This is a genomic window from Ruegeria sp. N8 (assembly GCF_056531325.1).
Genome location: NZ_JBQFLQ010000009.1, coordinates 1 through 13,050 on the forward strand (window position 1 = coordinate 1; position 13,050 = coordinate 13,050).

Annotated in this window: 11 protein-coding genes and 1 tRNA gene; 6 read left to right on the forward strand and 6 right to left on the reverse strand. The window is 53.9% G+C overall.

All coding sequences use genetic code 11. The features are described 5' to 3' along the window. The coding region (locus ACR0C5_RS15920; protein WP_480877821.1) for a matrixin family metalloprotease at positions 1–1,727 on the reverse strand (1,727 nt) is incomplete at its 3' end. 280 nt (positions 1,728–2,007) lie between these two features. Beyond that, complete coding sequence (locus ACR0C5_RS15925; RefSeq protein WP_170770664.1) at positions 2,008–3,792, reverse strand: ABC transporter ATP-binding protein; 1,785 nt, start codon at positions 3,790–3,792, stop codon at positions 2,008–2,010. 504 nt (positions 3,793–4,296) lie between these two features. Between ACR0C5_RS15925 and ACR0C5_RS15930 the strand changes: the two genes are divergently transcribed. The 3 genes from ACR0C5_RS15930 to glf are packed head-to-tail and all read left to right on the forward strand — an operon-like array spanning position 4,297 to position 7,142. Beyond that, a complete protein-coding gene (locus tag ACR0C5_RS15930; RefSeq protein ID WP_170791597.1) occupies positions 4,297–5,097 on the forward strand; it encodes a glycosyltransferase family 25 protein in 801 nt (266 codons plus the stop codon). Next, the gene (locus ACR0C5_RS15935; protein WP_480877824.1) at positions 5,094–5,984 is read left to right on the forward strand and encodes a hypothetical protein; all 891 of its coding nucleotides are present in this window, start codon (positions 5,094–5,096) and stop codon (positions 5,982–5,984) included. Before ACR0C5_RS15930 ends, ACR0C5_RS15935 begins: the two co-directional genes overlap by 4 nt. After that, positions 5,985–7,142 (forward strand): UDP-galactopyranose mutase, encoded by a 1,158-nt coding sequence (glf, locus tag ACR0C5_RS15940; RefSeq protein WP_480877826.1) that lies wholly within the window; start codon positions 5,985–5,987, stop codon positions 7,140–7,142. It begins immediately after the preceding gene. Between the two features lie 43 nt (positions 7,143–7,185). On the opposite strand, the gene arsJ is transcribed toward glf, so the two are convergent. The 3 genes from arsJ to ACR0C5_RS15955 are packed head-to-tail and all read right to left on the reverse strand — an operon-like array spanning position 7,186 to position 10,276. Further along, positions 7,186–8,451: an organoarsenical effux MFS transporter ArsJ gene (gene arsJ, locus ACR0C5_RS15945; protein ID WP_480877828.1), complete on the reverse strand. Its 1,266-nt coding sequence runs from the start codon at positions 8,449–8,451 to the stop codon at positions 7,186–7,188. After that, on the reverse strand, positions 8,448–9,446 hold the full coding sequence (locus ACR0C5_RS15950) for an ArsJ-associated glyceraldehyde-3-phosphate dehydrogenase (RefSeq protein ID WP_480877830.1): 999 nt from the start codon (positions 9,444–9,446) through the stop codon (positions 8,448–8,450). The genes arsJ and ACR0C5_RS15950 overlap by 4 nt, the downstream gene beginning before the upstream one ends. Beyond that, positions 9,443–10,276, reverse strand: coding sequence for an arsenate reductase/protein-tyrosine-phosphatase family protein (locus tag ACR0C5_RS15955; protein WP_480877832.1), 834 nt, complete (start codon positions 10,274–10,276; stop codon positions 9,443–9,445). The genes ACR0C5_RS15950 and ACR0C5_RS15955 overlap by 4 nt, the downstream gene beginning before the upstream one ends. 143 nt (positions 10,277–10,419) lie before the next feature. Between ACR0C5_RS15955 and ACR0C5_RS15960 the strand changes: the two genes are divergently transcribed. After that, positions 10,420–10,495 (forward strand) — tRNA-Thr (locus ACR0C5_RS15960). A 679-nt stretch (positions 10,496–11,174) separates the two neighbouring features. On the opposite strand, the gene ACR0C5_RS15965 is transcribed toward ACR0C5_RS15960, so the two are convergent. Next, a complete protein-coding gene (locus ACR0C5_RS15965; RefSeq protein ID WP_010442296.1) occupies positions 11,175–11,408 on the reverse strand; it encodes a hypothetical protein in 234 nt (77 codons plus the stop codon). Between the two features lie 135 nt (positions 11,409–11,543). On the opposite strand from ACR0C5_RS15965, the gene ACR0C5_RS15970 reads away from it, so the two are divergent. Continuing rightward, positions 11,544–12,296, forward strand: coding sequence for a Crp/Fnr family transcriptional regulator (locus ACR0C5_RS15970; RefSeq protein WP_170403708.1), 753 nt, complete (start codon positions 11,544–11,546; stop codon positions 12,294–12,296). A gap of 445 nt (positions 12,297–12,741) precedes the next feature. Beyond that, the gene (locus tag ACR0C5_RS15975; protein ID WP_480877834.1) at positions 12,742–13,050 is read left to right on the forward strand and encodes a hypothetical protein; all 309 of its coding nucleotides are present in this window, start codon (positions 12,742–12,744) and stop codon (positions 13,048–13,050) included.

Genomic DNA, 13,050 nt, shown 5'->3' on the forward strand with positions numbered 1-13,050 from the left:
CTTGCGGTCGAAACCGCCAACGTGGTCGCACCATCAGATTCGATCGGAGTCGTCACATGGCCGATAGTGTCGTCATCGTTGAGGTCCACATTATAGAATGCTTCGACATCGACCACGTTGCCCACACTTTGACCCGAAACATAAACGCCCTGGTCATCCAGGATCCATTCAAAATACGCATTACCCTGATCGGTTTTCCACAAAAGACGATACCCGCCCGAGCCAGCAGCCTCAGCTTGAATCGCACTCCAACCGTCCAGCGTCTCATCACCGACAACAACGCTGTCCACAGTGATTGCAATTGGGGTATTTCCGCCGCCCAGAAGGTAAATACCATGAGACGCGTGTTGAAGAACCGTGCCTGTGTTCTCGATGTCTAGAATTTGTGTGGCCGATGAAATGCCAGCGTAATTATACGATTGCGATCCGTTCGAGAACTCGAAAAGCTCAACATCGCTGGACACTGTGAAAGAGGTCTGTGTCAGCACGTTGTAGAACGTATAGGTGCTGCCATTGTCTTGGAACAGGTAGGTATTCAATCCGCTTATAAAGCGAACGATGTCAAACCCCGTCCCGCCGGTGAATGAACCGTTATTGTCCTGCACAATGGCAGTGTCGTTTCCTTCACCACCGTCAACCGTATCCTGGCCGGTCCCGTTTGCGACATAGATGGTATCGTGGCCTGTACCGCCGTTGATCGTGTTATTGTTGCTGCCGTCCGAGAGCGAGTAAATGATGTCGTTGCCACCATTTCCGTTCAAAGTGTTGACGGCAGCATTGCCAGTAATTGTATCGCTTCCTGATCCGCCAGACGCGTTTTCGATCACCACACCATAAGCGATAGTAAAACCGCCCTGTACGCCATCGACATAGGAAATAGCACCACCACCGAACGGACTATAGTCAAGTGTCGCAGGGCGCAGGTCGATTATGGCGGCGGCGCTACCAGTATGTCGAATTGTGTCTATTCCACCAGTGTCCCAAATGGCCTGGTATCCAACACCGGCGGTATTGAACGACGCCAGATCATAGGTATTGGCACCGGAATTATAGGTGGTATTTGCTCCGTACATGGCTTGAAGTGCTGCAATATCCAGCGCCCCAAGACCGGTCGATCCGCCATACGTCGCATTCACCGGCAATTGGCCGTTCACCTGAGTCCAGCCATCATTGTACGACATCACAGTGAAAACACCCTGATTCAGGTTGCCATCGCCGTACGAAAAGAAGGGCGAAGTCACACCATTCAGAACCGTTGTGCCCAACCCGGTGTCATGCGGGTGGCCTAGGCCCAAGGCGTGACCAAGTTCGTGCAACAAAGTGGTAAAAAAGAAACCACCCGGGTCGCCGTTCCCGCCCAACCCTGTGGTCCAGAAATCTGTATTGAACGCGCCTTCGGACGGAGAGTTTGACGGCGTATAGTGATATCCGAGAGTGCTCGATGAACCGAAAAAACTGCTCGAAGATGGGGCAATGATTTCGTAGATATCCGCTTCTAGCCAAGAAGATACTTCAACAAACTGTACGTTTGCCACGGCTTCGATGGCCGCCAGCGCCGCGCGGAAATCTGCCTTGTGGGACTCTGTCCAGGATTGAGAATCCAGGTATTGATCAAAATTATATGTAATGACCGTCGTGGTATTGGGGTTCCCATCGCCATAGGCAACGTCACCCTGAATAGCACTAAGAGGGGAAGCCGAACTGGGTCCGGGAATAAAAGTGGTCATATCAACAACCTCAAGAATATTTCAGGCCTGCGTTACCAGCGCTGTAATTTCACGCCAAAGTTGTTATTAACAAGGCAACTCTCCCGCCATGACGCAAAACAGCGTCGGGTGCAAATCACAATGCCAGCCCGCACAGACTCCGAACCCAAAGCGTTGTCTAGAGGACACGCGTTCGTGAGCATTCACGCATTTTGCGAGATTGACGTCAGGAATCGCGGGTTCGCTGGCGAGAAAACAGTAAGGGCATAAAGCTACACGTGCAAACAGCGGCAGTCGATATTCACTCAGCCACCTCTGGTTCAGCCGCGCTTTTCTTGAACTGCTGGTCAAACAAACGACGGAAGCTGCCGTTCTGTTTCATCAGCTCGTCCAGATTGCCTTGCTCAACAACGGCTCCATCCTGGACCACCATGATCTTGTCTGCTTCAAGGATCGTGGAAAGACGGTGCGCAATCACAACGACGGTCATATCTGCGGTCAGAGAATCCAAAGCTTGTTTTACGAGAGATTCGGATTCTGCGTCCAACGCGCTGGTGGCTTCGTCCAGCAACAGAATTTCCGCCTTTCGCAGGATCGCACGGGCGATGGCGATGCGCTGTTTCTGGCCTCCGGACAAAAACGTGCCGTTTTCTCCAACTTGCGTGTCATAGCCGTCGGACAGCTCCGTGATGAAGTCGTGGGCGTGTGCAGCCCGCGCCGCCGCAATCACCTCTTCGTCGGTGGCCTCTGGTGCAGAACATCGCAGGTTGTCCATCACCGAGGCCGAAAACAAGAACGTATCCTGCCCAACATAAGAAATCTTGCGCCGCAGAGACGCGTAGCTGGCATGGCGCAGGTCCTGGCCATCAATCTCCACCTGTCCTTCATCGGGGTCATAAAATCGCATGATCAGACCGAAAATCGTTGATTTTCCGCCACCGGATTGACCGACAAGCGCGGTGGTCTTGCCCGCCTGGAAAGTCAGGTTCATGTCCTCGATGACAGGTATCGTACCTTTGTAGCCAAACGTCACATTGCGCAGTGCAATCTCACCGGGGCCGTCCAGCAGATCATGGGCATCGGGGCTCTCCTGCATCGTGTCTTCCTGGTCCAGCAAGCCAAACAGAAGACCGACACCAACCATGGCAGCTTCAATCTGAACCCGCATCTTGGAGAGGCGCTTAGCCGGCTCATAGGCCATCAACAGGGCCGTGATAAAGGACATCAACTGACCTGCAGTAGGCGGCTCGGACCCCGCGATACCCATCGTGCTGACGATCAGAACACCGGCAACTGCCAAACCGGCCAGAAACTCCATCAGCGGGCTGGCGATGGATTGTAGCCGGGCGATATCGTTTGCACGCTCCTCCACCTTGCGGATCGCGGTGTCCATCCGTGTAATCATGCGGTCTTCCAACGCAAAGACCTTGATTACTTTGATCCCCGCAGATGTCTCTTGCAGTACGCGAATGATCTCGGCCAGTGATTTGAACTCGGCCTGCATGATCGAACGTACGCTTTTCAACAAGCGGCGCACGCCATACAGCGCAACCGGTCCAACGAGGAAAAACATGATCGACAAGACGGGTTGCTGATAAACCATTACGATCACCAGACCCACGAGGGTCAAAGCATCACGCACAAACCCGGTGACCAGGATATCAATCAGTCTCCGCGCCGACTGAGCTCCATTTGTCGTCCTCATCAAAAGGTCCGAGGATTCATTGGCCGAAAAGAAAGACACCCCATGGCGCAGCAGCTTGCGATACACCCGGTCTTGCTGGGCGGCCACAATACGGTTGCCAGCCCGCGCCAGATAGATGGCCTGAACATAGGTAGCAAGCGCTTTGGCAAGAAAAAGACCTACAACGCCAAGCGCAATCAAAGAGGCATAGCTTCTCATTTCCGGGCTGGTCATGGCGTCCACGATGTATTCCATCATGAAAGCCGCCCCTGCGGTCGTAGCAGCAACTGCAATCATCGCAACGATTGCAACGGCATACAGTCTGCCCTGCGCAAAAAAGCTCTCGCTGATGAGACGACCCATATAGCCAGATCGCCATTCATCCCAGGCGCGCTTAATCATTGCATTCTCCAGATCGTGAAACCATGCGCTCGCCCAGATAACCCATATTCCGGTTTGCCAAAAGGGCAGATAATACACCGCGACAGACTAGCCCCGTCCGGGGGCAATCAAGTTCCGCGTCAAAATAGGTGGGGTCTATAGGCGAAACAAGTCTTACAAACTCTCGACAACCTGCCTAAAATTGCCTGACCGCACTCGGAAAGGGCCGCTACCAAGCAGCAAAATGCCCACAGCGCAGATATCGACGGCGGAAGTCTGCGCAATTGTATTTACCCAATTTTGGCGATGTTCAAACTGCGGAATTGTGTTACTCTTGAGCACGTTAATATACGCACTACCATATTCAAAGCGATGATCACGTTGCGCACGCATAAATTGTTTTCTGCATCGCGGTCAGCCAGACTGACCTTCTTGTCGCACCGGCAAATGCAAGCTGCCAATTGCGCTTGTACTAGCCAATTGAGATACGTAGTAACGCGGTAGAGCATTTTTGGAATCCATATTGTGTCGATCCGGACTTTCATTCTTAGTCTACCAAAAGATGTAGAGCGTCGGCGCTTCTGCGAGCGTGAGCTTACGCAACACGGGCTGCATCACGAATTTTGTGACGCGATATCTGGCGATCAGATGGCCGAGGCCGATCTGCGCTGCGTCTACGATGCCGATATGAACCGGATAAAGTTCAAGCGGCCTCTTAGTCGAGGAGAGGTCGCCTGCACATTGGGGCATCGAAAGATCTGGCAAATAATTGCCGAATCCGATCAGTGTGTCAGCTTGGTTCTTGAGGACGACGCCACCTTTATCGTTGACCCACAGCCTTTCCTGAACGCTCTCGAAGATTGCCCCGAGTGTTTTGAGGACGTGATGATCAAACTAGATGGCGTGCCGGGGAATAACCTTCAGGTTCTGACGTCATTTGCAGATCAACACCTTGTTTTATCAGACAGATTACCTCCAAGAACCACCGGCTATGTTCTGGGTCGCCGCGCTGCACAGCGTCTGTTGAAGCCCGAAGCGCCCATCTCGAGACCGATTGATATCGACTTGAAATTTTATTGGGAACATAACGTCCCCATTCTGACCCTGCGCAAGCAAATGATTACGGAACGGCAGAACAGCGAAAGCAATATTGATCCTTGTCGCCGCCGTGCCAAACCCGGCTCACCGTTGAATAGATTTGTCCGTAACCTGGTGTATCAGGCGAAATACACGCACGGACGGTTGAGTCACCCTCTGAACCCGGACATGATCGAAGGACTGGCCCCATTGATGCGGGCAGATAGTCAGGTTCAAAAGCACGCATGAAAAAAAACCTCGTGGTTGTCCGGGCGGGCAACAACTCGTTGCACCACAGATGGCAAGACTTGCCGTTAAAGCAGCGCGACTACGATTTGCTGGTCAGCTATTTCTCGGACGATGCTTTTGCGGCCTTCACCCCGCAGCCGGGCGTTGAGGCTGTTTTGATCAAGGGCGGCAAGTGGGATGGCTTATACAAGACGCTGTCCGACAGGGATCTGGACCACTATGACTTCATATGGTTGCCGGATGACGATCTGGACATCAGCGCGCAGGATGTGAACGCCCTGTTTCAAGCCATGCGCACTCATGGATTGCGCATCGCACAGCCATCACTGACACTCGACAGCTACTATTCGCATTTTGTTTTTAGCCGATGCCCCGGATTTGTGCTGCGCTATATCAACTATATCGAGATCATGGCCCCGTGCCTGCATCGGGATGTTTTGAAAAAGGCCCTGCCCCTGTTTCAAGGTACAATGAGCGGATACGGGCTGGACTACATCTGGTGTCGCTGGGCCGAGGCCGGAGCGTTCCGAACCGCCATTCTGGACGAAATCGCGATGCACCACACCCGTCCGGTAGGAAAGGCTCTAAAATCAGCCATGGCTGAAACCGGCAACCTGAGCTCCGAACAGGAAGAGGCCGTCCTGAAAGAGATGTTCGATCTGACCCGCCGCACCGTGCCCATCGTCTTTGCTGGGATCTTGCAGGGTGGGCAGCCGATCTCGGGGCGGGTGCAGCTTGGCTGGCGCATGTGCAAAAGCTGGATGTCCGATCTGTCGGAGTTTCGCGACAGAGGATCAGCCCGATCAGGCATCCTCAAGATCGCGCGCCGGCAATTGTCCAAGCCGTTGGACATGACGACCATCACGTCAAAACAGAAAGGACCCTGAATGAGCACGCGGCATTTCCTGATGGTTGGGGCCGGGCTTTCGGGCGCGGTCATCGGCAGGTCGCTGGCAGAACGGGGTCATAAGATCACCATTGTGGACAGCCGCGATCATATCGGCGGCAATTGTCACACCCATCGCGACGCAGAAACAGGCGTTCTGGTTCATGTCTATGGCCCCCATATTTTCCACACCGATGACGAAGAGGTCTGGAATTACGTGAATCGCTTTGCGACATTCCGGCCGTACAAGAACCGGGTGAAAACAACATCCCAAGGCCGGGTGTTCTCGCTGCCGGTCAATTTGCACACGATCAACCAGTACTTCGGCACCACCCTGCGCCCGGATGAGGCGCGCGCCTTTATCACCCAAGAACAGGCCGATACTTCGATCACCGACCCACAGAGCTTTGAGGAACAAGCGTTGCGCTATGTCGGTCGCGATCTCTATGAGGCGTTTTTTAGGGGCTACACAATCAAGCAATGGGGCTGCCACCCCTCTGAACTGCCTGCGTCAATCCTCAAACGTCTGCCGGTGCGGTTCAACTACGACGACAATTACTTTTTTCACAGATTTCAAGGAATGCCGGAGGAAGGGTATTCCGACATGATTGCCGGTATCCTCGATCACCCTGCAATCACGGTTCAGCTGGAAACAACATTCAATCGCGAAATGGGCGCCGCGTTTGACCACGTGTTCTATTCCGGCCCGCTGGATGGCTATTTCGACTATGAGCTTGGTCGGCTGGGCTATCGCACTTTGGATTTCGAGCGGTTCACCTATGAAGGCGACTATCAGGGCTGCGCGGTCATGAACTATGGCGACGAGGACGTGCCCTTCACCCGCATTACCGAGCACAAGCATTTTGCCCCGTGGGAAGACCATCAGGGATCGGTTTGCTACCGCGAATACTCGCGCGCAGCTGGCCCCGACGACATCCCGTATTACCCGATCCGGCAGGTGAAGGAAAAAGCCTTGTTGAAGGACTATGCGGATCTGGCCGAGGCGGCACAAAATGTCACCTTTGTGGGTCGACTCGGGACTTACCGCTATCTCGATATGGACGTCACCATTCGCGAGGCGCTGGATACAGCAAACGCCGCACAGGCCGCAGTTTCAAACGGGGAAATCCTGAAGCCGTTCTTTGTTTCGGTTCTGTAAGCGGCGCATCCATACAGTTTGAAACCAAGGGCGCATTTAGCGTTTAGGCATGCGCCTCTTGGCTTTCATCCGTCAGCTTGCCCGAGGTGATTGCCGCCAAAGCGACCATCACCGCTGCTGTTCCCAACACCAAAGGCAATCCACCGATCTGATAGGTCAGTCCGGACAGTACCGTGCCCAGCAACCGGCCTGTGGCGTTGGCCATGTAGTAGAAGCCAACATCCATCGTGACACGCTCGGATTTGGTGAAGGCGAGGATCAGGTAGGAATGCAGCGCCGAATTGACAGCAAACAGCGCCCCGAAGACCAACAAGCCCAAAACCAGTGTGATGGTCAGCCATGTTTGCGGTCCGCCCGAGATCAGAACCGCCACGGTCAGCGCCGACGGGACACAGAACAGGCCTGCGGCCCAGCTTCGGGCAGCGTTTATCAGGTCGCCCTCGGTCCTGTCTTGGGCGCGCAGGATTATGGGTGCGTTGGCCTGAATGACGCCATAGAGGATGATCCAGAACGCCATAAAGGTGCCGATCATGAAAAAGGCCGCGCGATTGCCCTCTTCCGTGCCATCGGACAAAACGGCGTAGAAATAGATTGGGATGCCGACCACAAACCACACGTCACGGGCACCAAACAAGAAGACCCGCGCGGCGGACAGCCAATTGACGTTGGCAGATTTTGAGAAAACCTCGGAGAACTTCGCGCCCTTGCGCCCTTTGGGCAGACCGGGAGGCATAAACCGGACAACCGCGAACAGGATCACCGCCAGAACGATCGCCATCACGATAATAGCCGCCTGAAAGCCCAGTGTAGCCAGCATGGCTGCACCAAGAAGGAAGCCCAGCCCTTTGACAGCGTTCTTTGATCCGGTGAGCAAGGCGACCCAGCGAAACAGCTCACCGCCCTCTGTCGAGGCCAACAGTTTCACTGCGGATTTCGAGGACATCTTGGCCAGATCCTTGGCCACTCCGCTTGCGCCTTGAACAATCATGACAAAGGCCACAGATGCGCCAATCGCCCAGTTAGGGTCTAGTTGCGTCAGCGCCAGCAGCGCCACCACCTGCAACCCAAGCCCGGCATAGAGTGTCGAGGTCAAACCAAACCGAGCCGCGATCCAGCCCGCCGCAAGGTTCGTCACCATCCCTGCGATTTCATAGAGAACAAACAGATAGGCCAACTGCACCGGCGAGAAGCCCAGCGTATGAAAGTGCAGCAGCACCAACATCCGCAGGGCTCCGTCGGTCAGCATAAAGGCCCAATAAGCCGCCGTGACCGCGATATAGGCCGACAGCCCCTCAGGCCGGTCGGTCACAGCGCGTTCCCCACCATCAGTGCCACGTCAACCAAACGGTGCGCATAGCCCATCTCGTTGTCATACCACGCATAGATTTTCACCTGCGTCCCGTTCACCACCATGGTCGAGGGCGCATCAATGATCGAAGACCGTTCGTCATTGGTATAATCGGTGGATACCAGAGGCCGGGTCTCATAGCCCAAAATGCCGTTCAGCTCACCCTCGGCGGCGGTTTTGAAGAAGGCGTTGACCTCTTCGACGGTGGTTTCACGTTCCACCTCGAAAACGCAATCGGTCAGCGAGGCATTCAGCAAAGGCACCCGAACCGCATGGCCATTCAGACGACCCTTCAGTTCCGGGTAGATCAGCGTGATCGCCGTGGTAGAGCCGGTCGTGGTCGGGATCAGGGAATTCAGCGCCGAGCGCGCGCGCCTCAGGTCCTTGGCGGGGCGATCTACGATGGTTTGCGTGTTGGTCACGTCATGGATCGTGGTCATTGAGCCATGGCGGATGCCCAGATTTTCATGGATGACCTTGACCACCGGAGCCAGACAGTTGGTCGTGCAGGAGGCCGCGGTCACGATGTGATGTATATTAGGGTCATAAGTGCCCTCATTCACGCCCATCACGATATTGGCAGTCGGGCCATCCTTAACCGGGGCCGAGACGACAACCTTCTTCACCCGTGCGTCAAAATACGGGGCCAGCTTGGCTTCGGTCTTGAACACGCCAGTGCAGTCGATCACCACATCCACGCCGTCCAGCGGCAGGGCGGACAGGTCTTTGGTGCCAATGAAGGGCAGACGGGTGCCATTGATCGTCACGCTGTCGGCTTCATGGGTAAATTCCGCATCCCAGCGGCCATGAACAGTGTCAAATTCCAACAGGTGCGCATGCATCTCGGGGTCGCCAGCGCTATCATTGATCCAGGCGATCTTGGCGCCCTTCTCGAGCAGAGGTTTCAGGGCCAGTTTGCCCATCCGGCCAAGGCCGTTTACCGCGTAAGTCGTCATTGCATGTCCTCAACAGGTGTTCTGGCGATGTCATCCACGGCCGTTTGTAAAGCGATCCGATCCAGGCTTTCGACGGGTAGAGAGGTAAACGCCTCGATCCGTCGCTTCAGCGCGCCATAGGCGTTCTGGAAGGCCAGGCTTTTCTCGGCGTCCGTGCCCATGGCCTTGACCGGGTCAACCATGCCCCAATGGCCACTGATGGGTTGTCCTTCCCAGGCCGGACAATCCTCGTTCGCGGCCTGATTGCAGACGGTGAACACGAAATCCATCTCGGGCGCGCCATCGGCTGCAAATTCAGACATATGCTTGGACCGCAAAGCCGAAGTATCGTGCCCTTTGTCAGCCAGAACCTGCATCGCGAAGGGGTTCAATTCAGATGTCGGCTGTGTGCCTGCAGAATAAACGTTGAACCGATCCCTACCCAAGCTGCGCAGGATGGATTCGGCAAAGATCGAACGGGCGGAGTTGCCCACACACAGAAAAAGGACGTTGTATTTCCGGTCCGGCATAGTCTTGGCTCCTTGGGTGGAGGGCATACAGATATCGGGCCGACCTCTGCAGCAATCGTTCAGCAGGAAGTCCAGCATGTACTGCACATTCGTCATCTCGATCGAATAGAGCAGCGATGTCCCCAACCGCTCCTGCCGCACCAGTCCCGCGCGTTGCAGAGCACTCAGATAATTTGACAAGGTGCTGGGTTTAATATCCAGCTGCACTGCCAGTTCACCGGCAGGAACAGTGTCAGGAAAGCGTCGCATAAGCATGCGAAACACCATTAACCGCTGCGGATGGCCCAGGGTGGCCAACTGATCTGTCGCTTCAAATTCCATATTTCACGAAATACCGAAATAAGAGATGCACAACAACCACTGTTCAACGCTGTTACAAAAAATTCACAGTAAGGGTTCTGCACCCAGAGCCTAAGAACTGGGCTTGCGCGCCTGACCCGGACGGTTTAAACGAGCCCTCGCTTGCCTCAATAGCTCAGCTGGTAGAGCAGGTCCTTCGTAAGGACAAGGTCGGGGGTTCGAGTCCCTCTTGAGGCACCAAAAATAGCTGTATTTTACCAATTTTTGAATATTTTTGCGATAAATTGATAAATATCCCCTGATTTGTCCCCCGATTTTTTGTTGATGCCTGATGATCCCGGGTTGATTTCAATTCCATGCCCATCGCCCAATTCCTACTGTTAAGAATGGCCATACTATTAAGCACGTCCGCTTTGGCTCAGGAGCGGACCTTTGCCAAAACTGACTGAGCGTCTGCTAAGCGGACAAACCGGACTTGTGCGATTGCGGCAATTGCTGACGCGGCATTGATTTGCTGTCGCAGCACATTCATCGCTGCGTTGCAGCTGTTGTCGCCAGACCGGTCATTCAAAGCTATGATGATGCGATACTATCAAACTGTAGTTTCGAGGCACATAGGATCAGCAACTTAGACGCCGAACAAAGCCAACGTTTGCGTTGTCGCAGGCAGTGCAGCAGGACAGGCCATGCGGGCCTTCAGCCAGTAAGAAAATTCTCGTTGTGGCTCATGCAGGTGGCGGGGAAGAGGGAGTAATTCGCGGTCGTGGAATTTTTCATTAAGTTGAGATATTGCAGAGATTGGATCTTTGGTTCTTGCTTCGTGTTTGAATTGATCGGGAACGAAGCACCAATAGTGCTTCTATTTGTTGTTATGCTTTTTTGACGAGCGTATTCTTGTTTTTCTGACAGGAAATTAACGTTACTGCCGAACGCGATAGCCGGAAGCAATGATCTTGTTTATCAGAACAGCGGCGGCCTGGTGCATGTCCTTTTCATCGTTATTGCCGACCGCTGTTTCGTGGACAGCAGCTGCGTCATGCAGAACTCCCACAATTTCATGTTCGGGCAGAAGCTCACGATCTTTAATTGCAAGCAAAAGCGCTTCACAAATTGAGAGTGCGGCCATTCCTGAGTGGTCTTGCCGGTCAGCCATGGTAGACGTCCTTTTTTAACAGGCGTCCAAGCAAGGAAGCGCCACAATGAATTGCATCATACTGGCATAGATTGCTGTATACTTAACTGATCGAAAGCAGTCTTGGCGTCGGATAGTTTCGCGGGCTGCTCATCGATGAAGGAAGAACACTTGCGCACTATCAAAAACAGTCCACTCACCCGAAAGCTTTCAAACTTCGTCGCTCTGACTGAGGTTGAACTTGCGGCATTGGCACGCCTGCACAAGCGTCGCAGAACCTTTGAAGCCGGACGTGACCTTGTGCATCAAGGGCAATCAGAGCAGGCTGCCTACATTCTGGCCTCGGGCTGGGTTTGTTCCTACAAAACCCAGACTGACGGGTCGCGTCAGATCGTCGATTTCCAAATACCGGGTGACTTTCTGGGCTTGCGAAGCGTTCTGCTGCACACCTCGGATCACAGCATAGAACCAATCATGGAAATCCAAGCCATTGAAGTAGTAGTGGATGATCTCCTGGAAGCATTTGCGCAGACGCCCCGGCTGGCGACAGCAATTCTTTGGGCGGTCTCCCGAGATGAAGCGATGGTGGTTGAGCACCTGGTCAACATAGGACGGCGCGATGCGGGTGAGCGCATGGCGCATTTTCTTTTGGAACTTGGTGTGAGGCTGACTCAGGTCGGGATGGCAAACAAGACGGGATACACTTGCCCCCTGACACAATACCACCTTGCCGATGCGCTGGGACTGAGTGCCGTGCATGTTAATCGTGTCCTACGGCAACTGCGGGAGAAGGGGCTGGTTACTTTTCAATCCGGGCAAGTGGTATTTGATGATTATGAAGGACTGGTGACGTTGGCCGGTTTTGACCCCACTTATCTGGATCAGGCCGGGCCACTGTTGAAGCAATAAGTTCACCCCTACAGCGATGCCGGGATTTTGATGATCGTTGCCTGTTAGAGACGGAATTCGCTTCGGCAGATTTGGGATTTCACTGAAAAAGAAGCGCAAGATAAATACAGTCCGATTGCGGTACTGGATTTCCTGCGCTTCTCAATTACTCGTTAAGAACACGCCAGCAAATATCCCGCCAACACAAATCACGTTGCCGGAATCCAAACATCGTTGCACTGACGCAGGTTAGTCAATTTTTGGCGGCACCTGATCCTCGGGCACCAAATGCATTTGAGATTCCAATAAAATCTCAGGTCATTGGCCACAGACTAACATCGATCAGCGCGCGTCTGCCATTTGCACATTATTCTAAATTACAACGCCGGTACTACCGTGGCGCTTACGAGCGTAATCCGCGGCAGATTGCGCGGGGAAGATCCAACAAACTATATGGAGGACTAAGGTGAGCACGAGATCGTCCAGTTCTTTGGTGACGTTTTCAAATCCGTTCTCTTTGTCCGGCTATCCAGATGAACTTCCTGCAGGCGAGTATGAAGTAGTTGTTGAAGAAGAGCTACTGCAGGGCCTGAGTTTCGAAGCATATCGCAGAACCGGAACCTACCTGACAGTTCGGGGCAAAGGCAGCAAGCCAGGCCGCACGGAAATGCGCACAATTGACCCAGAAGATTTTGAACTGGCGCTCAAGCACGACCAGACCTTGGCCACATCTAACAATGACAGCGATGCGGCGCTTTCCCCGCAGGAGGAATAG